This is a genomic window from Chryseobacterium polytrichastri, assembly GCF_900142445.1.
Classification (GTDB): Bacteria; Bacteroidota; Bacteroidia; order Flavobacteriales; family Weeksellaceae; genus Chryseobacterium; species Chryseobacterium polytrichastri.
Map to the genome: position 1 here is coordinate 1 of NZ_FRAV01000003.1, position 23,487 is coordinate 23,487.

18 protein-coding genes and 3 pseudogenes are annotated in these 23,487 nt (G+C 32.1%); 7 read left to right on the forward strand and 14 right to left on the reverse strand.

The window, feature by feature from the left end; all coding sequences use genetic code 11:
- Positions 1-296 precede the first annotated feature (296 nt).
- The gene (locus tag BUB80_RS02290) at positions 297-2,306 is read right to left on the reverse strand and encodes a M4 family metallopeptidase (protein ID WP_073290546.1); all 2,010 of its coding nucleotides are present in this window, start codon (positions 2,304-2,306) and stop codon (positions 297-299) included.
- A gap of 809 nt (positions 2,307-3,115) precedes the next feature.
- Positions 3,116-4,639, reverse strand: a complete 1,524-nt coding sequence (locus tag BUB80_RS02295) for a helix-turn-helix transcriptional regulator (RefSeq protein ID WP_139262491.1) — start codon at positions 4,637-4,639, stop codon at positions 3,116-3,118.
- A 198-nt stretch (positions 4,640-4,837) separates the two neighbouring features.
- Here BUB80_RS02295 and BUB80_RS02300 point away from each other — a divergent pair, with 198 nt between their 5' ends.
- A complete protein-coding gene (locus BUB80_RS02300; protein ID WP_073290550.1) occupies positions 4,838-5,077 on the forward strand; it encodes a transposase in 240 nt (79 codons plus the stop codon).
- A 162-nt stretch (positions 5,078-5,239) separates the two neighbouring features.
- On the forward strand, positions 5,240-5,536 hold the full coding sequence (locus tag BUB80_RS02305; RefSeq protein ID WP_175549556.1) for an IS3 family transposase: 297 nt from the start codon (positions 5,240-5,242) through the stop codon (positions 5,534-5,536).
- A 54-nt stretch (positions 5,537-5,590) separates the two neighbouring features.
- Here BUB80_RS02305 and BUB80_RS02310 read toward each other — a convergent pair.
- The 3 genes and pseudogenes from BUB80_RS02310 to BUB80_RS02320 all read right to left on the reverse strand — a co-directional run.
- Positions 5,591-6,021, reverse strand: a pseudogene (locus BUB80_RS02310) (IS3-like element ISElsp1 family transposase); the annotation flags it as partial.
- A 102-nt stretch (positions 6,022-6,123) separates the two neighbouring features.
- Entirely contained in the window at positions 6,124-6,591 is a 468-nt protein-coding gene (locus BUB80_RS02315) for a hypothetical protein (RefSeq protein ID WP_073290554.1), read from the reverse strand.
- Positions 6,592-6,594: 3 nt separating this feature from the next.
- Complete coding sequence (locus BUB80_RS02320; RefSeq protein ID WP_073290556.1) at positions 6,595-8,631, reverse strand: hypothetical protein; 2,037 nt, start codon at positions 8,629-8,631, stop codon at positions 6,595-6,597.
- 366 nt (positions 8,632-8,997) lie between these two features.
- Here BUB80_RS02320 and BUB80_RS24050 point away from each other — a divergent pair.
- From BUB80_RS24050 to BUB80_RS02330, 3 genes and pseudogenes are all read left to right on the forward strand, one after another.
- Positions 8,998-9,261 (forward strand): annotated as a pseudogene (locus BUB80_RS24050) (transposase); the annotation flags it as partial.
- A 39-nt stretch (positions 9,262-9,300) separates the two neighbouring features.
- A pseudogene (locus BUB80_RS24110) lies at positions 9,301-9,396 on the forward strand (IS982 family transposase); the annotation flags it as partial.
- Between the two features lie 178 nt (positions 9,397-9,574).
- Positions 9,575-11,590 carry a hypothetical protein gene (locus tag BUB80_RS02330; RefSeq protein ID WP_139262493.1) on the forward strand — a complete coding sequence of 672 codons (2,016 nt, stop codon included), beginning with the start codon at positions 9,575-9,577 and terminating at the stop codon, positions 11,588-11,590.
- A 609-nt stretch (positions 11,591-12,199) separates the two neighbouring features.
- Here BUB80_RS02330 and BUB80_RS02335 read toward each other — a convergent pair.
- The 5 genes from BUB80_RS02335 to BUB80_RS02355 all read right to left on the reverse strand — a co-directional run bounded on the left by BUB80_RS02335 (position 12,200) and on the right by BUB80_RS02355 (position 17,400).
- A complete protein-coding gene (locus tag BUB80_RS02335; protein ID WP_073290561.1) occupies positions 12,200-12,958 on the reverse strand; it encodes an SDR family NAD(P)-dependent oxidoreductase in 759 nt (252 codons plus the stop codon).
- Positions 12,959-13,385: 427 nt separating this feature from the next.
- Positions 13,386-13,970, reverse strand: coding sequence for a Crp/Fnr family transcriptional regulator (locus BUB80_RS02340; protein WP_073290563.1), 585 nt, complete (start codon positions 13,968-13,970; stop codon positions 13,386-13,388).
- A 245-nt stretch (positions 13,971-14,215) separates the two neighbouring features.
- Complete coding sequence (locus BUB80_RS02345; protein WP_073290565.1) at positions 14,216-15,664, reverse strand: serine hydrolase; 1,449 nt, start codon at positions 15,662-15,664, stop codon at positions 14,216-14,218.
- A gap of 75 nt (positions 15,665-15,739) precedes the next feature.
- Positions 15,740-16,573: a helix-turn-helix domain-containing protein gene (locus BUB80_RS02350; protein ID WP_073290567.1), complete on the reverse strand. Its 834-nt coding sequence runs from the start codon at positions 16,571-16,573 to the stop codon at positions 15,740-15,742.
- 266 nt (positions 16,574-16,839) lie between these two features.
- Positions 16,840-17,400, reverse strand: coding sequence for a recombinase family protein (locus BUB80_RS02355; protein WP_073290569.1), 561 nt, complete (start codon positions 17,398-17,400; stop codon positions 16,840-16,842).
- 169 nt (positions 17,401-17,569) lie between these two features.
- On the opposite strand from BUB80_RS02355, the gene BUB80_RS02360 reads away from it, so the two are divergent.
- Positions 17,570-18,166 carry a Crp/Fnr family transcriptional regulator gene (locus BUB80_RS02360; RefSeq protein ID WP_073290571.1) on the forward strand — a complete coding sequence of 199 codons (597 nt, stop codon included), beginning with the start codon at positions 17,570-17,572 and terminating at the stop codon, positions 18,164-18,166.
- Positions 18,167-18,243: 77 nt separating this feature from the next.
- Positions 18,244-18,945 carry a DAPG hydrolase family protein gene (locus BUB80_RS02365; protein WP_073290573.1) on the forward strand — a complete coding sequence of 234 codons (702 nt, stop codon included), beginning with the start codon at positions 18,244-18,246 and terminating at the stop codon, positions 18,943-18,945.
- Positions 18,946-19,052: 107 nt separating this feature from the next.
- Here BUB80_RS02365 and BUB80_RS02370 read toward each other — a convergent pair whose 3' ends face one another.
- The 4 genes from BUB80_RS02370 to BUB80_RS02385 form a co-directional block, all read right to left on the reverse strand.
- Positions 19,053-19,538 carry a hypothetical protein gene (locus BUB80_RS02370; protein ID WP_073290575.1) on the reverse strand — a complete coding sequence of 162 codons (486 nt, stop codon included), beginning with the start codon at positions 19,536-19,538 and terminating at the stop codon, positions 19,053-19,055.
- Between the two features lie 118 nt (positions 19,539-19,656).
- Positions 19,657-20,559 carry a PhzF family isomerase gene (locus tag BUB80_RS02375; protein ID WP_073290577.1) on the reverse strand — a complete coding sequence of 301 codons (903 nt, stop codon included), beginning with the start codon at positions 20,557-20,559 and terminating at the stop codon, positions 19,657-19,659.
- A 134-nt stretch (positions 20,560-20,693) separates the two neighbouring features.
- Entirely contained in the window at positions 20,694-22,157 is a 1,464-nt protein-coding gene (locus tag BUB80_RS02380; protein WP_073290579.1) for a glycoside hydrolase family 30 protein, read from the reverse strand.
- A gap of 25 nt (positions 22,158-22,182) precedes the next feature.
- Complete coding sequence (locus BUB80_RS02385; RefSeq protein WP_139262495.1) at positions 22,183-23,067, reverse strand: hypothetical protein; 885 nt, start codon at positions 23,065-23,067, stop codon at positions 22,183-22,185.
- Positions 23,068-23,487 lie beyond the last annotated feature (420 nt).

Below are 23,487 nucleotides of genomic sequence, written 5' to 3' on the forward strand. Positions count from 1 at the left end.
TGCACCTGTCGTTTGCCATGGAGTAGAAGATAAAGTCTGTGATGGGGTCAGTTGTTCTTCAACGGTTAAATGATCATCGTCGTTCGAACAAGATAATGCAGTTGCAGTTAGTGTGAAAACTGTCAACAGATAAAATAATTTTTTCATTGTGTTCATAATTTATGCTTTTTGTTTTAAGGTTGTAATTGATATTTTTAATCCAATTATTAACCCTTATTTTTTTTTAGGTTTTTTGATTTCTTTATCTAATATAGGCAGGTTAATTAAATAGAATTTTGAATAAGTGTAATTTACACTTATTTCACCATAATTTTTTTTGTTATTGTATCTCCGTCTTGTGTGATTTTCAATAAATATATTCCTGTGGAAAAACTATGAACTGATACTTTATTTATGCCCAATTCCAATTTTTGAGACGGAATCAGTAGCCCTCCTGAAATGTCATATAATTCATAAGTGGAATTTCGTGTAAGTTTTGAATCAATGTTAAAATACCCTTGACTTACAGGGTTAGGATATACTTTTAATTTATTTTCAGAAAGCTTTGTTTCATCAGTGGCTAATTGTCCGCTACCAATGCCAACTGCATACCATGCATTTATATTCTGTATCAATTCATTACTATTAAAGCCATATAAATCTACGGCTGCCTGCCTTGTTGCATTGTAAGCATCAATATAGGTACTGTTTGGAGTAAGATAGTTCATCAATGCTCTGTAGATAACTTTCTCTGCTTTTTGAATTCCTATACCATTGACGTTGTAAGCATTTCCAATGTCATTTGTTCCAGAACCTCCTTCTGATAATAGATAGAACCAAAAATTCCCCACACCACTATTGATATGAACCCCGCCATAGTCGTTAGAACTATCAGGAACAACATTGGTATTTGCCCAATAGGTGCCATGATAAGTATCCGGTTGTTTAGGATTTTGACTATTTGATGAATTTGGATCTGCCATATTTCTAAGATAGCTTGGAGAATAAGAAGGCATTAATCCCTCTCCAAGAGTCCAGTTAGGATTAATTCCAGAGTAAAATTCGATGGCAGTTCCCATAATATCAGCAATAGATTCATTTAATGCTCCCGATTCTTTTTCATAGTTTAGTCCTCCTAGGCCGTTTCTTCCAATAACAAGATGTGAATACTCATGTCCGGCAATATCAAGGTTAACTAATGGCTTCATGGAAGGATTACCTCCTAACTCGCCATTGCCAAAGGCCATAAAAACGACTCCTCCCTCATCTATTGCAGCAGCATTTGTACCATTAGGAGGAAGAGAAGGATCATCTCCAAACAGATTGAAGTTAACGTTATAATAATTTGTAATAGGAGCACCGTTTCCATCGTAACTATTTCTATTATGCCTTAATAGATAATAATCAAAAGATTTTTCCATTCCCCAATGCACTTCTACCGGAGGTTTAGTGGCATTGGTCATAAAACTGGCTGTTGTGTTTATATACTCGGCACTTCCCGTTAATAAATCTGCTACCGGATCATACCCTCCATCAAGGTTGGTTGCATCTCTTGTATGTACTTTTCTGGCATTATCTTTTAGACGGTATGCATTATTATAAGAATCTACTGTAATCTGCTGATTTCCTTTATTAAGAGTAGAACTTACAGAAGGTGTATCTGTGTGATATACCTTTGAATTTTTTTTCAGGACCTTACTATTAGAATTATCAATATAATATGTAAAAGCTTTTAATGACTTCACAGATAAGGCTCCTATTTTAGATGAGTAATAAGTGTTGACAACTCTTTCGTTATCCACTTTTGTAATTACTGTTTCAAAATCAGAAAACTTGATGTCATTACTTCCTAAATCTTTTGAGATAATAGATTTAATATTATCTTCATTTAGAGGATTTCCTATTTGTGTATTAATATTGGCAGTAAATTCACCATTAATATATGTTAGATATCCATTATTCTCATGGAAAATAATAAACTCATCCATTACTTTTATATTTTTATAATAGTGTTGATAAACAGAATGTTTTATTCCTAATGTATCGGTGTCTTCTTTAATAAGTTTAAATGTATGATGAGGGTCCGCTCCTAACCATTGATTCAAATTTTTCAATAAATAATCTTTTTTCAAATGTAATCCAACAGGATTAGCATAGAAGTTTCCCATTGAAGATTGTATCGATAATTTTGGAAGAACAATATTTGATGTCTGCTCAGTATTTTTCCTGTCTTGAGCATAAATAACACTAGGTTGTAAATAAAAACTTGCTCCTGCAAGCAAAAAACCTACGATAGTTTTTTTTGAAAAGGGAAATGTCTTTTTCATAAGTATGTAATTTAATAATCCATTAAATGATATTTTGTTTAGGTAAAACACTATACTACTAACTTTATATTACATGGCAAAACTACAGATAAAACGACCTATCAATAGTACGCAATAGTACGCAATAGTACGTAATAGTGCATAGTACATGGTATTTCACTTGTTTTCTAGAAAAATGATGTAATGATATTTTTCAAAAAAGTAAACTAGGGAAGTTGAAATGTTATTTTGTAAAATCACCGAGTTATTATCACCTTAGAATTTACCAAACAATAAATATTATAGAAATTCTTCAAGTGCGGAGTGGCCTCAGCCACCTTCTTCAAAGAATTGCACTAAAAAATACTCAAGACGGAATTGAGTCCACATCTCGGTAATTAAAGGAACTAAGGAATCCATTACTGAAAATGACTTAGATGAAAAAAGAATCAAGAAAGTGAAGTTGTAATTTGTTACGAATAGGATAGAAACTTTTAATATGTTTTACTGTTACATTATAAAAAGATTGGAAAATATCATTATTATCTTCTTTTTCAAAAGGAAAGAAAATAAGTAATATTTATGGAAAATAAGAAAAAGTATAATTTGAAATTTTATTCGAATATTTCTCATAAGTGTAATTATCCATAACTTGCATGTTTTGGGGATTCTAATAATTCAATCATAAAATCATCCATTAATACCAAAATATACATTTTGAGAGAGTTTAAATATACTATACAAAAAATTAAATTTATAAATTTAAGTAGATTCTAACATTCTATAAATTACTAATCTAGTAATGAGTTGGCTACATAGATCTACATTATTTAAAAAGTTGAAACTGTAAAATATAATTCTTTTTGACTTTTAAGTTTCATTTTTTTTATTACCCTATATCGCCTGCTTTCTACAGACCTAATACTTGAATTTGTATGAATAGATATTTCTTTGATTTCTAAATTCATTTTTATAAGCGAACAAAAATTAATATCAGATATATTGAGCTCCGAATAGTTATTTTTAAGTGATTCATGAAAAGACGGGTAAACTTTTTGGAATTCTAAATAAAAAATATTAATATCTTCCTTTACTAAAGATGTTAATTTTTTTAAAGCTTCTAACTCATTATGGGTAGAGCTTGTACTCTTATTAATAGTGACCACTCTTTCTTCGGAAAGACTATCAGTTTTTGTTTTAATTCTAAAAATATTTCGCCGAAATAAAAATAGGGTAAGGCACAATATACCAGCAATTATTAGAATGCCAATATTCACTGCATTCCATGTGGTGCTCTTTTTTGTTTTCCCAAATATTTTGAGATTTATTTTATGTATAGTACTAACATTCCCCGATTTTTTTTTAGTCTGGTTAATTCTATCTACTAACTTTTTATATTTCCAAGAATACTTTGCTGCATTTTCAAAATCCTGTATCTTACCATAAGCTAAAGAAATCATCGGATAGATATCCTCCAATATATAAATATTACCATTGGTTTTTATTATAGATTCAGAGAAATAATGAATAGCTTCTTGATAATTCCCAGCCATATATTCCATATGACTCTTTATTAATAGTCCTTGAATAATAAAACTTATATTTTGATAGGAAACCAAAAGTCTGTCAATTTCTGTAATATTTGTCCTAGCTCCTACAGAATCTCCAGAAATAATCATTGACATTGTCAATGACTCCAACGCATAGATTCTCAATCCTTTTTTTCTCTTATTGGATTCATCGATTTTTAAAGATGCCTCATAGGCTTTCTTTTTCACAGACAGAATCAAATTTTTATTTTTAACAATATTTTCTGATAGTAAATCTGCTTCTGCCAGTAAAATATAAATATCATTAACTCTTTTATTTTCATCATTATCCACCAATTCATTATATTCTTTACAACTAAGCAAAATGTTTTTTGAATCTTCAAGATAATCTAATTGCAAGAGGAGTTTTTGATAAACTAACGAGATGCGGCATAGCATATTATAATCCCGAATGGATTGGGCTAAGTCTATTCCTTCACTTATTTTACTAAGAGCAGTATTAAAATCACCATTCAAATAATAGATTTTAGCTTCCTCAAAAAGAGAAGTAATCTGTCCTCTTATAAATTTAATATCACGAGATAAATAATATAACTTCGTTGTTTGAGCTAGAATATTTTTTTGCTCAATTGTTCCCTCTGTATAGCTTCTATCAATTAAAGAATTTAAACTATCAATCTCTTTTGTTGTCTTTTGTGAATATACTTTATTGCACGAAAAAAAGCTAAAAGCCATCAATAAAATTAACTTGGCCCTCATCCTACAGCCAATCCAACAATAAAAAATATAAAAAGCTGATAACATGTAGTATTTAATTTATTTTTAATCATTCTGTGTTTTTAGAATAAATTATTAGTTACTGTTATTTAGATTCAAATAATTTATTCTCTTGCTCCAAAAAACAATTATTATGCCAGTAAAATTTAGTAATTAATGTTATTCTAAAAACGGAGTTGCTAACTTTGTTAGGACACAATTCTTATACTCTTTATCTTTAAGAGTATGAAAAAGGTCAGAAAAAATTACAGTTTAGAGTTTAAAATCCAAGCTGTATCTTTAAGTGAGCAGCGAGGCAATGTATCCTCGGTAGCTGAAGAATTGGGGATTTGCAAAGAAAGTCTAGTCAATTGGAGAAAACTTTACAATGAAGGTAAACTTAGCAAGGAAAAACAAATATCCTCAAATCCTATAAGGGAAGAATTACTGAGGCTTCGAAAGGGAACTAGAAGAAGCAAAGCTTAAACCTGACATCTTAAAAAAGGTGGTAGGCATCTTCTCCAAGAGAGACGGGTAAGATATAAATTTATCAAAGAACACGCTAGAATGTTTCCTGTCGGGAAGATGTGCGAAGTCTTAAAGGTAAGTAGGAGCAGTTTCTATCATTGGAAGAAGATAAAACCTACTATGCAATCAGAAAGAAGAGCTGTTTTATTTGCGGAGATCTTCAGTATTTATCATTGGAGCCGTGGCAGATATGGTAGCCCCCGGATTGTCAGGGAACTGGAATCAAAAGGAATAAAAGCTTCTCGCCCTTTTGTAGCAAAACTGATGAAAGAAAGAGGTTTAAGAAGTATTGTAAAGAAGAAATTTAAGAAAACGACTAATTCTTCTCACCGATACCCCGTTGTAGAGAATTATTTAAATCAGAATTTTCAGGTTAAAAGCAGTAAAGAGGTCTGGGTATCTGATATTACCTATTAAAAATGTAGCGTAAAGAGTATATAAATTTTGTCTCAAAAATAGTTGCAAGTTCAGTTTTTGTCTTTTATAATAAGCTTGCTTACTGTAGCCAAACAATCGGCAGATATTCTCCGTTGAAAGAGTCGTATCCAACCTTATTCCCTGGATTGATTGGAACCAGACTTTTTTACAATCCCAATCTTAAGCTCTCGTTCTGCGATTTCTATAAATTTTCTGAATACTTTGAGTTCTTCTTCCTTTTTAGCTAAAGCGGCTTCGAGCTCCTTAATCTTTTGTTTCTGTGGATCTTTCATAGGTCTGCCTTTACTTAATTGTCTTTCATAAGTAAAGTTACCATATTTAACTAACCATCTGGGAATGCAGGAATGACCTCGAATATTATAGAGGGTCTGTAATTGTGATTTTGTATATAATCCCCGTTCATATTCGGAGACAACTTGCCTTTTAAAAGCCTCACTGTATTGATGAACAGGGGCTAATTTCATTAGTATGACTGGTTTTTAAGAGTTAGTAGTCAACCTTTTTCAGGACGAGACATTGAAATAAAAAAACCGCTCATTATTGAACGGTTTTTAATATTAGTTAATTTATGCTTTTTCCAATTCTTCTAATATTTTATCCATAATTTCTTGGATAGTAAAATATACAATGTCGTTTTTTGAATCATCATATTTTTCATTATCATTTTGAACAAGAAATTTGGTTATTTCTGGAGTTTTATCTTTAAATTTCAAACGAATAATTCCTCCATATCCTCTAGGTATAACACCAATATTATCCCCTTTCTTTAAAGAAACAAAATCCATTTCTGCATCTATTTTTTTATACCCCTTGACATCTTTTCTTCTAAATACTACATTAAATTTTGTTCCAACTATAAAATCAAAATCGCTATTGTTATTTTCCAAATAGAGTTGGTTTTCCTTATCTATTTCAGGTAAGCTATGATTTTTAATAGCTGATTCTTCATAACATCTATGTGAAAAGAGAAAAGGATTAAAAACTGTCTTTTGTTCGTTAAGATTTTCAATAATCTCATTTGTTAGTATATTCATGATTTATTTTTTTAATTTAATAACTTTTGTATAAAATTCTTGTGCTTCCTTAGGTGTTAATTTTATAGTTTCTTCTAATAACATATTACTACTAGGAATTGAGTTGCTGGTAATTGTTTTTGGAATATCTAATCCATACATTTCATTTATTAATTTTCTGGCATCCTCAATTAAAATTTCTTTTACAACAAAATTAGATAAATTTTCAGGAGATGTATTAACAATGACTTCTAATTCTTTAGCTACTCTATAATTAGGGGGACTTAAGTTTAGTCCTTTTAAATTCTTTGGTAGATACACTTGTAAAACTCCTTTTGTTCCAGGCTTAGATGAGGATTCTATTCCAAAAATAATAGCTCTTATCGGATCTGTTGAAGTTGAAGCCCCGTATTCTATTGAGTTAAGGTTTCCTATAAAGATTTCTCCATTTATACTTTTTGTTGTTCCTCTGAAAAGTACTTGTATCCCTACTTTCTCCAAATCCTCAGCCATTACATTCTGATCTACTTTTTCTAAAAATACTATAAGTTCTTCTACCGTTTTTATTTTTCTACCACTAAGAATTCTTGATAGGATAGCTGCTCCTCTTGCAATTCCTGCCCCTACTTCTGGTAGCAATCCCGAAGCAATATTATTGAGAATTTGCCAAAATTCTTCATCTATCTTTTTATTGGTAAAATATTCAGCAACAAAACAAGGGATATACAATTCTTTACCATTTTCTAAAACCGTTTTCATAGGGGCAAATGGTAGTTTAATCTCATTTCCAATCTCTTTTTCGTCAGTTCCAATATTATACTGGTCAAATAAAAACAATGCAGTACCAATCTTGTATTTTTTTTCTTTTTCTAAATAATAAGCAAAGCCAGTATACTTTATGTATGAATCGTTTTGTTGGTTAGGAGTTCTATACTCTTCATAGTCAAGGTCAAACTTCCAAGCTTGTTCAAGCTCTTTGTTTGTCCAGTTCTTTAAGCCAATTCTTGAAAAAGATGTAATTAATTCTTCAATATATTTATTGCTGAATTTTTCAAATATTTTGCGAATAGGATCAGGATTTTTATTGATTTGATTGTACCACCAGTTTGGATTTTTTACTCCTTTCAGCAAGTTAATAATCGAAATATTTTCATTAGTACCAGATGTATTAATACTTTTTTCAGAAAGGGAGACGAAATCTTTCCAAAGCGTTTCATCTGTAAGAGTTTCTAAGACAAAATCAGGAATATTTTCATATAAGCCATCAATAATATCAGGATTACCTTTTGCTGTAGCAAAGAAATCTAGATAATAGCGAGTAATCGATTTCTTCATTGATTCCGCATTAGAATATCCCTTAACAATTCGTAAAAATTCTACAAATGTGTCAACATTTGATGTGAATAGTTTAATGGCTACATATTCATCATTCAACTTAAAGTCTGTAGGATCAGATGTTTGTTTAGTTTCTGTATCTTGAAATTTTTTATCTTCTCCGTCTTTATAGATAAAGTTAAGATTATAAATTACCTTGTAATTGTCAAAATAGATTCCAAAAGTGTAAGAATTGCTTAATAAATTCTTTCTAGTATTTAATTTGGCTAAGTCAAAAGTTGCCTGAACTTCTTTCTCTGCTTTTTTATATACAAAAGGGTTATTATTTTTAATAGTACTGTATACAGGGGTATTAAATGTAGAAGATCCTGAATAAATGGTTTTGTCTCCTAAAAAATAAATTTCTGGATTAAATAAAAATGCTTCTATTAGACCTAGTTTTCCTTTTAAATGCTCTGCAAGAAGTTCATAATTAATCCCACCTGTATAAAAATCTTCAGATAATGCATCGTAATCTTCCGTAGTAGGTTTATAAAAAGCACTTTTCTTTCCAAAAGGTGTTCTTAATGCATACTTATTGGAGATTTCATCAAATGTTTTGTTGGTTCTTATGCCTTCAAAGGAGTCTTTTCCTTTCCCTAATATTTCTTTGCTTAAATCTTCTATGGAAATGATATTAAACTCTGAGAGGTCATCCCTCCATTCGTCATCAAATAATTTTTTCATAAGCTGTGCTTTAGTTGTTAATATTTTAATTAAATGTTTCTAAATCAAAACTAACTCTCACTAACGCCAAAACTTGACGTGTTTTGTTTATTTTAGATTCATTAATGAATTTTTATTTGACAGTTTTATATGGTTGGGATTGATGACTTTGTGTATTATAGTATTTAAACAGTGTTTTAATTTATTATTTAGATCTCAGCAATATAAAGCAAGTAGGGTAGGGTAAGTAAATTTCATAAATTTAGAATTTGGGAGTTAAATATTATTATAAAAATTTCCATTTATGGAGTTGCTAACTTTGTTAGGACACAATTCTTATACTCTTTAACTTTAAGAGTATGAAAAAGATCAGGAAAAAATTACAGTTTAGAGATTAAGATCCAAGCAGTATCTTTAAGTGAGCATCGAGGCAATATATCCTCGGTAGCTGAAGAATTGGGGATCTGTAAAGAAAGTCTAGTCAATTTGAGAAAACTTTACAAAGAAGGTAAACTTAGCAAGGAAAAACAAATATCCTCAGATCCTATAAGGGAAGAATTACTGAGGCTTCGAAAGGAACTAGAAGAAGCAAAGCTTAAACCTGACATCTTAAAAAAGGTGGTAGGCATCTTCTCCAAGAGAGACGGGTAAGATATAAATTTATCAAAGAATATGCTAGTGTGTTTCTTGTTGGGAAGTCTTTCTGCGTATTGTTTCTTTCCAAAAAAACTGTCATTAAACTTGAATAAAGTAAATGACGGTCAACTATTTTTAAACTTAGCTTAAACCGAACTCAAGAAATAGTTACTATCATTAGCTGAAAATTGTAAGAATAAAATTAAGATACTTTAAAGAAGATCTTTTATGCGACGACTTTTGTCGTAGCGGCAGTTTAAATTTGTAATCAGAGATCGATTGAGGAAATAAGACCAATCGAATAATTACTAAAATTTAACAATTTATTATGATGATTTACACTGAAGATTTTTTCTCACCGGGAAGCAGCTATCCTGCTGATAATCTGGTGCAACTAGTAAATAGCTATTCTAAGGAGAATGTTAATTATGTAAAGTATATAGGGACTCTACCTGTAACCGATGATGGCGTCGTTTTCAGAGCCAAAGGAAATATTTTTTATGTTTTAAGCAGTTATATCTCTGGGGAGCCAGTAAATGTCAAGCAGTTCGGAGCTAAAGGGGATGGGATAAGCAATGATGCTTCCATAATCAACCATGCGATAGAAACAACATCACGTTTAAAGATGAGATTGTTTATTCCTAAAACGGATGATTTTTATTTAATAGATCCTCAAATATTAACAGGTGATGAGGCATCCCATATGCAACCTACTGTATATGTTGGAATGCTTATTCAAAGCAATATGAATGTTTTTTCGGATGGAGCTGTTTTAAAATTAAAAGATGGAATATCTAGTGAAACCTCGTTTAAGGCTATAAGAATGTTTTTTTCCAATGATTTTTTACGTAACATCACTATGTCGGGACTTGTTCTTGATATGAATGGACTGAATAATTTAATCAGCCCATGGGTTGAAAAATGTGATGAAACTAAAGATGAAAAAGGAAATGTAATATTGATAAATTGTAGACTTGTAAAAAAGTATAGCCAGGCTACTCAATTTCATTTTGGTTTTTCGGGAACAAAGAATGGAATAGCATCTGGGGCAGATAACGTTCTGATAGAAAATTGTAGTTTTATTAATACTTCAGGGGTAACCTGTATTTCAATGTGTCAGTCGAATGCACAGGATGTACTATTAGGAGAAAACTGGATTATCATAAATAACCTATTTAAAAATAACGGATTAGATTCAATAGACCATTCTTCTATTTTTGGGTGGGCAAAAGGCGTAAATTGTTATAATAATACTTTTTACAATGATGTAATGCCTGATTCAGAACATCCTGTAGGAGGTCAGGTTGCCTATGAAGTCCACGGAAGCAATCAGAATTTCTTTAATAATACTATTGAAAACTATTATCAGGGGATTTGGGTAAGTATTAACAATTCCGAGAATACAATTAAACAAATTTATATACATGATAATACATTCAAATTAGGTTGTGTATTTGTTGACTTCTATAACGGTAATTTAGAAAAAGATTCATCTTATCCGGTAGATATAGAGAATGTTTTTATAAAATCTAATGTTGGAACAATAACAAATGCTAAGGTGAATGATGAAGTAAAACAATTTGTAAGGATTAATGCTAAAAAAGCACCATCCAATGTTTTTATTGAAAACAATACACTTATTAATGAATCTTATGTAAAGCCATGCTCTTTCTTTTCAACAGTCTATGTAAAGGAACAGTATAGTAGCTTGAGTAATATCTTTGTAAATAATAATTCAGGGGCTAATCTGGATATGGGATGTGTGTTTTATTGGGGGAAAGATATGGATTTTGGAAAAATCCATATCTTAAATAATTCATTTGAATATAAAAATAATATAGGTTTTGATATCAAATGTTACGGAAATGAAACTTCTCAAAATGGAAAGGTACTTGACCTGATGGTGAGCAACATTAAATCGTTTTACTCCGATAATAATAATCGAGCAGTTATTTCAGGTGATTTTAGCTTTCCTTACCATAACATGTCATTAACAGGCTTATCTCTTGAAAATGGTAGTTTAAAAAGCAATATTAGCTCATCAAGTAATCACCTTACCGTTAATGCCGAATTAAGGATAGGATCTTTAACATCTTTTGATGGATATCCGATAACTTTCAAAGTAAATGGAACTACTTCTGATACACAGACTGTATGTGATGCAACTATCTTAAAACAATCTCAGAGATTTTTAGTAAAAGGAGTTGTTGATAGAACAGGAAGCTGGTGTACACTAACTGACCTGAATGGAAATCCGATTAACTCGGCTGATCCTGCACTATTAACAGACGGAACATTTGTTAATAGTATTTTTGTTATCGATAATTCTAAATTAACAGTATAGCAGAAACAAGATATTTTTGTTAAAAAATATGAAATATGGGGAGCTATAAATGCTACCCATATTTTATTTGAAAAATTTTAGCATTTACTTTGATAATTCACATTAGTAATGCAAAAAGGAATTTCTTGGGAACTATGATAAAATTAAAAGAAAATATCTTCAATTGCACTTAAATGAGTTTTTTTATAAGCTAAATCGAAGATATTTGTGGATAAACTCTTCTGTATAAAATCAAATATATCATTTGTTTTAACCCTAATACAGATTGCAATTTTAGACATGGTTAATAGTAGTTTTAGTTTTAAACAATAAAATTAACAAAATAATTAATTATTGAATAAAGTATTAAATTACATTTTTTCGTATAAAATCAATTCCACGATTTTGTATTGAGCTATATTTAGATACTAGTTTTCAAATAGAGTATCTGATAGAATTTGTTTTTTAATATGTATTAATTGATGAGAGTTGCGCAATTTTGTCTAAATCTTCCACAAAATTTTTCGGAAAATGAACCGCTGAGGTCACAAGAGGGAAAAAGCATTTTTTAAATGCTTTTTCCCTCTTTTTTATTGTTCTCAGAATATGTATTTTATTCCCTTTCAGTTTCTAAAAACCATACATACCACCCGAAACGGAAATCTGTTCACCCGTAATCCAAGCTGCATCATCGGAAGCTAGGAATACTGCTGCTTTCGCAATATCTGCAGGCTTTCCTCTACGGCCAAGCGGTGTTTTCTCGATAAACATCTTTTCATAATCACTTCCCGCAGTAACGCCCGCACTGGATGCACCTTCTGTATCGGTAGCGCCTGGCAAAATAGAATTGATGCGTATATTTTTAGCACCCAATTCTTTCGACAATGCAACGGTAAAAGCATCTATTGCAGCCTTGGTTGAAGAATATAGAGATGCATTGGGAAGCGGAGATTTACTTGCGCCCGAACTGATATTGATAATGTTTCCACCTTTTTCACCAAAAAGTTTCAGAGCCGACTGGATGGTTAATATAGTTCCCAATACATTAACATTAAAACTTTTGTGGAAATCCTCTACCGAAATTTGTTCAATAGCTGCATATCCCTGAGATACCGCATTATTTACTAAAATGTCCAGTGTTCCGAAAGCTTTTTTGGTTTCTTCAAACAATCGGCTTACATCTGCTTCATTGGATACATCAGCCTGCACAGCTATTGCTACACCACCATTATTGGTAATTATCTTTACTACGTTATCTGCAGTTTCTTTGCTTGAAGCATAATTTACTACAACCTTTGCACCTTCGTGGGCGAAGTATTTTGCAATCGCTGCACCTATTCCTTTTGAAGCACCGGTAACAATGGCTACCTTGTTTTCTAATTTACTCATGATTTCTACTATTAATTGTTTTGAAATTCCTCAGATTTTTTTAGTTCTGAAGTACATGCAAAGTTGGTGCATCAAAACGAACTGAAAGTTGATATTAATCATTGATGACAGGTGACAAATGTCAATTAAAACCGATGATGTAAATCAAATAAACAAATTAAATCGCTGTAAAATAGGAGTTTATGGAAAATGTAAAAGTCGGAAATTTAGAATGGTGTAGAATAGAAAAAGGGTAATCTCTGTTATTAAATATTTTTTAATTAGTTAAAAGATGTAAGTTGGAACAAATAGAATTGAGATATTAGGGAGAACAGGTTCTGCAGATTCAGATATTCATTAATACGATGTTTACGTTACATGAAATGAAGATCTTCGTTGGCTCATCTTAAAAGTTGTAATAGGTTAACGAAGCTTTACGAAAAGGAATTTATTTTAAAGCGTTTTTCTTGATTCTACTCAAAGTTTCAGATGTTAATCCCAGATAAGAAGCGATCATATTTTGTGGAAACCGCTGTAGAAAATAAGGATAAACCCTAAGCAGCTCTTCATAACGCTCTTCAGCCGAATGATTTATAGCCTGCATTCTTTTCTGTGCTGCAATTGTGTTGTTTTGATTGATGATGCTCGACATCGCTGAAAAGGCAGGGATATGTTTGAGGAATTCCTCAATTTCCGCGTTTGTTGTTTGCAGAATCTCCAGTTCCTCCAGCGCTTCAATATGATAGTGGCTCGGTGTCAATCGGTAAAAGCTTTCAAAATCTGTGAGCCACCAATTTTCTACAGACAATCTCAATATATTTTCATGCCCTTTTTCGTCTACTGTGTAGGTCTTGGCAGATCCTTTTACAATAAACGCAATAAATTTGCACACATCACCTTCCTGTAAAAAATATTGCCGTTTTCGAAGTTTTCTAGGTTTAAAATGCGCTGTCAGCAAAAGCTTATCATCTTCTGACAGTATTTTGCCTGATATTTCTTGAATGTAATCGAAAAACATTTCAAAATTGGACATTGTAAAAGTAACTTAGAGACCTGCAATTTACTCAATTTATAACATATCTCAAAGATGCAGATAACAGGTATTCTCGATAGATCTTCATCAAGAGATTGGATAGAGGATTTTGTAGGGAGTTTGTCCAAAATTTGTTATGGGGTCATTATTGGAGTTTTTATCTGTTGACAGAATTAGTTTGCTGATGTACAAAAATCCTAAATTTAGCCTTTTACCCAATCTATCCAAATGTCTCTCAGCGGTAGTTATTTCATTAGTAATTTATATTTTAATTTAGCATCATTGTCTTCTGGCTCTTTTTCAAGATATAACTTTAGATATTCAATCGCTTGTTTTTTTTGACCTGAAACCCGATATGCTTCACTTATATAATAATAGGCATAAGTTGAGTTTGGAAAAAATTGAATATTTACTTTAAATAAATCTATTGCCTGATTGGTCTTTTTTTCGAACAATAGCTTATAACCATATCTTTCAATAAGATTTTCTCTTAATGAATATTTCTTTGAATTTTGTTCTATTGTCTTAATGCCGGCTTCATACCCTTTGTTGTATATGGTCTTAATTATATCTTTAGTGTAAAAAAAATTGTCAATTGATGGTGCTGAACCCACTAATTGTTTTTTAATTAGATTACTCACTTCCCAATAATTTTCTACTTCACTATTTGTTAGAATAACAACAGTGTAGCCCAAATCAGGATAAATCATTAGTTCACATGCAATACCATCGTGTCCACCGGTATGTCCGATAATGCGGTGCCCGTTTATAGTGTTTTCTTCAAACCCATAGCCATACATTCCTTCTCTATACTTCACTTTGCCTGATGTACAAAGAGTTGCACTCTCTTTGCTAAGTAAAATATTGTTTTGTAAAGCATTGGCAAAACTCAACAAATCATCAACTGTTGAATAGCCACCACCGGCAGGAGTTCCTTTTGCTAAATTTGAGAAAATATTATTTTTCCATTGCCCTGGTTCTTCCAATGACATTGTATAGCCAGTCGCTAAATTGGGAATAGCATTATCCAATTCGTAAGCATCAGTATTAATCATTTTTGCAGGTTTATAGATATGGTCTTTTACGAAATCAAAATAATTTTGACCCGACACCTTTTCAATAATTAATCCTAAAACGATATATCCGGAATTGCTATACAAGAAGTCGCTACCCGGAGTAAAGGCCGGTTTTTTATTAACAAACAATGGAAGGTAGTCAGAAACTGTTTTGAAGTTTACTTTTGCAAGCTTGTCGTATTCCTCCCAAAAGCTGGACATTCCTGAAGTGTGCGTTAATAATTGATGGATTGTTACAGAGTCAGCAATGGTTTTATTAGGATAATCCAAAAGATATTGGCCTACTTTATCTTGAAGCGAAATTTTACCAGATTCCACCAATTGCATAATAGCCATTGCTGTGAACATCTTGTTGATAGAAGCTAAATTAAATTTTGTGTCCTGTTTATTTTTAATACGGTCCGGCAAATTGGCAAAACCAAATGCTTCTCTATATATCGGTTTGCCATTTTTTGCAATAAGAACGACACCACTTAAGTTATTTTCTTTTTCAAGCTTTTTTAAGTGCAAGCTTATTGGATTAACTATACTTCCTAAATTTTGTGACTGGACCACAATAGGTTGCAAAATAGCTGTGAAGAAGATAGTTGTAATAAAATATATTTGACGGGTTGTCATATGGGTATCTTTTTATGATGAAGTGACAAAAGTACTTTAATCATAAAAGAAAAAATTGTACAAACGTAAACCCAACTATAAAAATAGCCAGCGAATTTGTTTTCTTTCTAGCGCAGTCGTTTTTTCAAAAAAAACCTTAGGAGAAAATCCGGTCACTGATTTGAACTCCCTTGTCATATGAGACTGGTCAAAATAATCAACACTATATGCAATATCTGTTAAGTTGTTTCTTGCATTATTAGATGAGTATTTATTAACCGCATTTCTAAATCTTAGTATCTTTTTGAATTGAGATGGTGTTTTGCAGATATGTCTGCCAAAGTGTTTGTTTAAAGTTGTACGTGAAATAGCATTTTTTTCGCATAGTTCTGTAATTGTTAAAGCATTATTTTCTTCATACATCATTTCAGACAAAATAGTTTCAAGGAAATTATGCTCAAATCCTATTAATTTGGATAACCAATAGCCTTCAACAGCTTGAATTTTTTCTGTGTCATTTTGCAAAGAAAGAATTTTAATCATAGATTTTCTATAATCTTCAAAAGGTGAAAATTCAGAAAAGTTTGAACTGTTGTAATGGTTTAAGTCGTGTTCCAAAAATGAATTAATAGCTAGCGGTTTAAAATAGATTGTAACTTCGTTTATTTTCCCCTCGTATTCGACATAGACGGGCTTATTGAAATTAGACACCAAATTTGTTTCAACCTCATTGTTATCGCATTGCTGAATTATTAATTTATTTCCTTTAGTAATCGATTTTGATTTTTCGCTGATTGATACAATGGTAAAAATAGTTGGGAAGGTGATGTATTTGGCGGGTTTTTCTTCAGAGGTATGGGTGAGTATATAAATACTCTCGATGTATTTTTTAAGTAAAGGATTTGAAGGGGAATACACTTTTATTTTCATGGATTGTAATTGGGAGTTAGAGCCTAACTAAATGTTTATATACATATTTGACTAAAATTAGATTCACTTGCTGCTAATGAGCGTTTTAATTTATTCGAAGAGAATACCTTGAGGCTTGCCACGGGGTCAAAAGAGGAAAAGTTTGAAAAATAGATCGTTTTGTAAGATTTAATTATTTTTTAGTTCGTTAATTAGTTCCGGAACTGGAAGCGTTCAGCTCCTACAGCTTTGTTTTTAACGAACTATTATTTATCATTATATCATTTTTAAGATCTAATTATTTTATAAAAAGTTGTTTTACTTCCAATATCAAATGCTTTCATTATTTTTTCAATTGGAACCTTTTTACTATTATATGATTCTTTTACTAAAGGTGCAATCTCCTTATGTTTTTCTGTCAATCCTTTTGGTCTACCACCTTTTTTTCCTCTTGCTCTCGCTGACTTTAGCCCCGCATTAGTTCGCTCAATTAATACATTTCTTTCATGCTCAGCCAAAACACAAAATATTTGAAAAATTAGTTTTCCACTGGCGGAACTTGTATCAATATTTTCAGAAAGTGATTTGAAATGTACTCCTTTTTCGTTCAGTTCATTAACAAACTGAATTAAGCCAACCGTATTTCGTCCAATTCTGTCTAATCTCCACACCGTTAAAGTGTCTCCTTTCCGTATAAAATTAATAAGTTGATTTAGCTGTGGTTTTTCGGTTTTTACACCGCTTACTTTGTCAACAAAAATTTTTTCTATTCCTATATTTTTAAAAGCATCAGTTTGTAAATCTAAATTTTGTTCAAACTTGCTTACTCTTGCATAGCCAATTAACATAATTACACTTTACTCATTTATAACAAATATAATGTAATTTGAATTTATGTACAGCCAAAATGTACTAATTATGTGATGAAAAAGTCTTGATTCTTAAAATCAAGACTTGTACACGAAACCGACCATCTATTATATCAGCTGCTATCAATCTTTTTATATCTTTATTCTAATGAAAAACAAAAATTTAGAAGATCATCTTAGAACAATATTCAATCTTAAAGAGCTTCCTGATGATGAAGAGTGGAATGGTTTGTTGAGGAATTCTGATGTAAAGTCTTTCAGAAAAAATGAGATCATTCTAAAAAGAAACTTCCGTTATGGTGATGTGCTTTTTGTTGTAGAAGGGATACTGGCTTCTGAATTTACACTTGGTGAAAAAACAGTGATTGGCAGATTTTTTCAGCCCGGAAATTTATGTACCAACTTTGACAGTCTACTTCACCAAACGGTATCCAGATATCAGATTGTAAGTATCACTCCATGTACAGTCATTTCAATACCTGCATCTGATTTTATGGAGTATTATAATAATGGGATGAGTCTTGGTAAGATCATTAGAAATACGGTTCTTGAGATTATTGCCGAAGATATTCTTATTACTGATATGAAGCTATTATATGGAAAGGATGAAATGATTGAATTCATCCGAATGTATTATCCTGATATTGCCAAAAAAGTTCCCTATAAATACATTGCTCAGTTTTTAGGAATTACTCCGGAAGCGTACAGCCGAATATTGAAGCAAAGTCACCATAAATCTTCTTAGAAAAGCTTAACAAAGGTTAAGTTTTTCAATAGCAATCTCCAGCTACCTTTGGTGAATAATAAGTAATTAAAGTGAATATGAGACTGACTAAAGAAGAGCAGAATATCCTACTTTCGGATATAGACTCCCTGCTATCCCCTAAACCTTTAAGATTGGAAGCAGGGTTAAAAAGACTTGAAAACGGAATGCTTCAGGTTTCTATGAGAACAGATTTGCATGGCTGTAAAAGCAAAATGCTGGAGTGGTGGTTTACCTATTTTGAAACCACTGCCCATTTAAAATGGTGGCATCCGCATGACCATATCTTGCATGGCGGATGGGATAGCAAATGGGTGAAAAACGAAAGCTATATTGGTGCAACTATTCATGCGACTGAAGCATTGGGAGAAATTCCGCCTGTACCTGCTACGATAAAATTTCATGCTCCTGAGGAAGTCTTTACTCCGGGCTTGTTAGAGAAAGCGTATGCTGAGGGGAATGTAGGTGCCGTTATTTATGCTAGAATTGGCTTTGGAAAAGATACATTACTGGATAGCAATGGAGATCCGGAAGATGGTTTTATGTTTCATGTAGCCAGAGATACTCCTTTTGGCTGCTCATTGAGAAGTCATTTTTACCTGGGTGCTTTAGCTGCAGATACTGATACTCCTCTGTCTGAGGATATTGGTTTTGGATTGATGGAGCATTGTTATACAGAATTTACGTATTTATCCCATTTCCTTTCTTCTCTTTATTATGCAGAGAACAAAAATGGAGATAAGGCCCCTTTGCCTTGGTAGAGTTTAATAATGATTAGAAAACTGAAACCCTGCATTAGATACAGGGTTTTAGTTTTTAATGAAGTATAAAATTTAAGGTTATTCCTTACAGATTAATCTTGACTATTTTATTTTTTTGGATTCAAAGAAAAATTATCCACGTAAACTGCTTGATGGATTCCGTTCAATAAAACTTTCAGTCCCAAATTTGAATCTTTTTTTAAAGAAATATCAAATGTCTTTTTGCCTCCTGCTATTTTAGAGGCTTTAGCTATTGAAACATACGATTTTGCATCGGAAGTATTATTTATTGAAAACAATTCTAAGGTTGTTTCTCCACCGTTGTCTGAAATATCAAGGGTAAGTGTATATTTTCCTGCCTTAATTTTTGGAGTAATGAGATACATATTTTCTCCAGGGCTATTCATAGAATAAAATATGATTTTTTTTTCACTGGCATAAAGCATGGCTTTTCCTTGCTGGGCAGTCCAGCATTTGTTGATCTCTTTCCAGGTATCAAAATTTTCTGTAAGATTGGTTACAGTTTTACACTGTGCATTTGCTGTTAGAAATCCTCCTAAAGCTAATATTCCTGCAAATACGATTTTTCTCATATTTTATTAATGTATTATGAGGTAAAAATAGTTGAAAAAGAACTATAATCAATAATTAAGATGAAAATTATTCACCCATTCTGCTATAAATCATGTCGGTCTTTTAGTAAATTAATCATCAGATTTGAATCTCTGTTGTAAATACTACGGTAGCATCACCTTTTATTGTAATCAATGAAGGCAAATCATCTTCAATGGTAACACTTACGTTTACAACCCCAAGTCTGCCTATTTTTTCGCCCTGTTTACCTTTGAATTCGTATACATTATCTTTACAATCAATAATTTTATTCTGTATTAAATATCCTCCCAATGGTCCGTTTGCATTACCTGTAACCGGATCTTCATTGATTCCAATTGCCGGAGCAAACATCCTTCCATAGGTCAGTACCTCGCTATCGTTCGAATCAAATGTAAAAACAAAATATCCGTTGCAGTTGATCTCTTTACTTAGCTGGATTAAACTATTGTAATCAGGATTCAGGTTATTGAGTTTTTCCCTGCTTTTTATACCAATCATAACTTTTGAATGTCCTGTAGAAGCAATTTGAATAGGACATCTTTCATCTTTATCAGAATAGTCTAATCCTAGTGCAGATAGTATGTTTTGAGATGTTATGGTATCAAATGTTGGACTGAGTTCAAATTTACCCTGCGTCATTATTACTTGGTAATCTTCTTTTTCCTTTATTATTTCGAAAGGAAGGATACCAACCTGCGTTTTAAATCTTAAAATGCAAGAGTCTAAATTATCTTCAATAGCTTTTGCATACATTGCGGAAATAGTAGCATGTCCGCAAATCGGGACTTCTGATTGTGGAGTAAAATATCTTATTATCCCATCACAACTACTGTCGTCAGGAGAAAAAAGGAAAGCAGTTTCAGAATTGTTGAGTTCTCTTGCTATTTGCTGCATTTGAGTAGCATTCAATCCATCGGCATTTACAACTACTCCTGCGGGATTTCCGCTAAATTTCTCTTTTGTAAAAGCATCTATTTGATAAATCTTAAAAGTTTTCATAATTGTTTCGGTTTGTCAGTCGCTTTCTGTTCTATAAATAGCGCCTATCTATAGGGAATTAATCATACTTCAAATATAGCCAATTTCACAATAGACATAATGCTTGGCAGCAATATATTGTATCGATTTAAATTTTAAAAAACATAGGTAACTGTTGAGCTTCCTGAAATGGTAACGGGAGCCGTTTGTTGATTATATTTAATAGTAAATGTCTGGTTGGTTGAGCTGCTGTTCTGAACAACTAAAACGGATTTTCCTTCCGGAGTTGTAAACGCTACAGTTGAAAGATTAGTGGCTTGTGTAGAAGCTATTCTCTGAGAGTTTACAGGAACAAATTTTGAAGCATGAGCGATAATATAATAAGCAACATTTTTATCATAACCAGAATTATTTGTTACAGTAATGGCACCTTTGCATTGTGTACAGCCGCCTGGGGTATGAGGTCCAAATGAAGTATTATTGGCAACATTCCATTCCAATGCGGTTTTACTCCAATTTCTCATAGATCCAATAATAACGTTTTTCATATGCCAGTCTAAATCTCCGGAAAAACCGCCTAAAGAACTTGTCCATTGTTCTGTGAAATAAAGATTTTTATTCGGGAATAGATTATGAACATTGCTTAAAGCCGAAATATCTCCTGCGTAAAGGTGGAAAGCTGATCCGTCAACATAAGGATTAGCAGCAGGATCATTTAGAATAGCCAAAGGATACGCCGGATTATCACAATTATGATCATATGCAATGATCTTTGTATTCATATTAGCAGCTTTGAAAGCAGGTCCTAACCCATTTTTAATAAACGCCGCCTGTTCCGTAGAAGACATATACATACTTGGATTATTTCCTGGGTGTAGTGGCTCATTTTGAGGAGTTATGGCATCAATTTTAATTCCCTGCGCTTTCATTGCCTGAATATATTTTACGAAATATTGCGCATATGTAGTATAATATTCAGTTTTTAAGTTTCCTCCGATAGCACTTCCATTCGTTTTCATCCAAACAGGTGCTGTCCATGGAGTCGCTAAAATTTTAATATTTGGATTGATGATCAAAATATCTTTTAACATCCGAATAAGTGCCAAATCTTTGTTTAAACTAAATTGAGAAAGGGTAGGGTCTGTCTGGCCGGAAGGGATATCGTTATATGTAAAAACCTCACTGCTAAGATCTGAGGCTCCAATACTAATTCTTAAATAGCTAACAGCTATTCCAGAGTTGCTAAACAGGTCATTTAGTAACTCCTGTTTTTTAGCAGGATTTAGCTGATTAATTACCTCAACGCTTCCTCCTGTTAAAGTATATCCAAAACCATCCACGGTCTGGAAAATCTTTGAGGCATCAACTTCGATGGTAGTTCCCGTGCTTGGAGCCGTAGAAAAGTTGACACTATTTTGCTGTTGAAGTTTTACTGATTGATCTCCTTTGGTCAGCCATACTTCTATAGAACTTGCGGAAATATTTTCTTTTCCTTGATTGTCATTATTAGAAATATCTGTGCTGTTATTGCTACAGCTAGTAGTGAAAAAAGAAAGAAGTGCGACACTGCAAAGTGCAGCATTTCTAAGCACGAAACGGGATGAGTGTTTTGTTTTCATATTAAAATTTTATGGTTAATTGGTGTTATATTTTACGGAATTCAACTTTATCAATGCTTAATCCATTCACGGTCTTTCCTCCGCATTTAATAAATAAGTAAACTTTTCCGGTTGTACTGGCTGTATAAACCCCGCCGTTTTTGGATGAATTACAGCCTATGGAAGAAACTTTCCCTTTAAACGGACTTTTGCCACAGCCATCCCAAGTATTAATATTTCTGTAAACGGTACCACTAACATCTGTACCAGAAGCAGGAATGCTGTTCAAAACATAGACTTCAAACCAGGTATCTACTAAAGCTGTTTCTGAAGAAGCCACCATGTCTATAACATATTTTTGTCCTGCTTCTACATTAACAGCCTGATAAATGCCTTGTTGTCTGCCTTCATTAGCAACCATTGTAACGGCTCCATTTGCAAAAACCCATTCTGCTTGTGTAGAGCTGATGATGTGTTTAGACCATTTTGAGATTTCTTCGGGAGTATCAAATCTGCCTCCCTGAATGATATTTCCTGAAACAGGATCTGAAGTGGGCACAACAATAGTTTGGCTAGAAGTTCCACCAACCTCACCACCAATTCCTATAGCTTGGTGCTGAATAACATAGGTTCCTGCATCAGGGAAAGAAATATCCTCATCACTTTTTCCTGTATTATAGCCGTTGTTATCTATATTCCATTTTGAAAGAATATAATTGTTATAGGTCCTTTTTAAATGGTATTTATTTTCAGCAGTTTTAGTTACTGTAAATGTTGCATCTACAGGTGGTTGAGTAATTCCGTTTCCATCACCAATGCTGTCAGAAGAACAGCTTGCCAAAAAGAATAATGCAGGGGTTAATAATAACCTTTTACTAATGTATTTATTTCTTTTTATTGGATTGAAATAAAACAGAGTATGCATGCTCATACGTTTACATTTTCTTGAATTCATATCATGATTTAGTTTAATTCTCAAATTGAGACAATAAAGATAAATATCTTTTTGAATTATCGATATGTTTTTTGTTATTATTTTAAATTTTAGATTTTTTAATACTTATAATTGTTTTAATTAAGTATGGTTTTGCATTGTAGTTTAAAGAATGAATAATTAAGAATTTTTTGCTCTATCCTTGGAAATTTACGTTTCAACTGCGGTTTTAGCGACTTCATTTTAAAGCATACCACAATGATACCTCATTACTTCATTTTTAAGATTGATAGCATAAGATTTGCTTTATAAATTATAATAATTCAAAGAAATGTGAATATCAGGAGCGATTATAGATAATGGGTTGGTTTTTCAATTTTCCTCTTATGTTGTTCAATTTCCGAATGAATAATTATT

Excerpts from the sequence above, each read along its gene's own strand:
- BUB80_RS02335 (WP_073290561.1), bottom strand. The coding sequence starts at position 12,958 with ATGAGTAAATTAGAAAACAAGGTAGCCATTGTTACCGGTGCTTCAAAA.
- BUB80_RS02305 (WP_175549556.1), top strand. The coding sequence starts at position 5,240 with ATGCAATCAGAAAGAAGAGCTGTTTTATTTGCGGAGATCTTCAGTATT.
- BUB80_RS02340 (WP_073290563.1), bottom strand. The coding sequence starts at position 13,970 with ATGTCCAATTTTGAAATGTTTTTCGATTACATTCAAGAAATATCAGGC.
- BUB80_RS02360 (WP_073290571.1), top strand. The coding sequence starts at position 17,570 with ATGAAAAACAAAAATTTAGAAGATCATCTTAGAACAATATTCAATCTT.
- BUB80_RS02345 (WP_073290565.1), bottom strand. The coding sequence starts at position 15,664 with ATGACAACCCGTCAAATATATTTTATTACAACTATCTTCTTCACAGCT.
- BUB80_RS02350 (WP_073290567.1), bottom strand. The coding sequence starts at position 16,573 with ATGAAAATAAAAGTGTATTCCCCTTCAAATCCTTTACTTAAAAAATAC.
- BUB80_RS02295 (WP_139262491.1), bottom strand. The coding sequence starts at position 4,639 with ATGTTATCAGCTTTTTATATTTTTTATTGTTGGATTGGCTGTAGGATG.
- BUB80_RS02320 (WP_073290556.1), bottom strand. The coding sequence starts at position 8,631 with ATGAAAAAATTATTTGATGACGAATGGAGGGATGACCTCTCAGAGTTT.
- BUB80_RS02365 (WP_073290573.1), top strand. The coding sequence starts at position 18,244 with ATGAGACTGACTAAAGAAGAGCAGAATATCCTACTTTCGGATATAGAC.
- BUB80_RS02315 (WP_073290554.1), bottom strand. The coding sequence starts at position 6,591 with ATGAATATACTAACAAATGAGATTATTGAAAATCTTAACGAACAAAAG.
- BUB80_RS02290 (WP_073290546.1), bottom strand. The coding sequence starts at position 2,306 with ATGAAAAAGACATTTCCCTTTTCAAAAAAAACTATCGTAGGTTTTTTG.
- BUB80_RS02355 (WP_073290569.1), bottom strand. The coding sequence starts at position 17,400 with ATGTTAATTGGCTATGCAAGAGTAAGCAAGTTTGAACAAAATTTAGAT.
- BUB80_RS02380 (WP_073290579.1), bottom strand. The coding sequence starts at position 22,157 with ATGAAAACAAAACACTCATCCCGTTTCGTGCTTAGAAATGCTGCACTT.
- BUB80_RS02385 (WP_139262495.1), bottom strand. The coding sequence starts at position 23,067 with ATGAGCATGCATACTCTGTTTTATTTCAATCCAATAAAAAGAAATAAA.
- BUB80_RS02375 (WP_073290577.1), bottom strand. The coding sequence starts at position 20,559 with ATGAAAACTTTTAAGATTTATCAAATAGATGCTTTTACAAAAGAGAAA.
- BUB80_RS02370 (WP_073290575.1), bottom strand. The coding sequence starts at position 19,538 with ATGAGAAAAATCGTATTTGCAGGAATATTAGCTTTAGGAGGATTTCTA.
- BUB80_RS02330 (WP_139262493.1), top strand. The coding sequence starts at position 9,575 with ATGATGATTTACACTGAAGATTTTTTCTCACCGGGAAGCAGCTATCCT.
- BUB80_RS02300 (WP_073290550.1), top strand. The coding sequence starts at position 4,838 with ATGAAAAAGGTCAGAAAAAATTACAGTTTAGAGTTTAAAATCCAAGCT.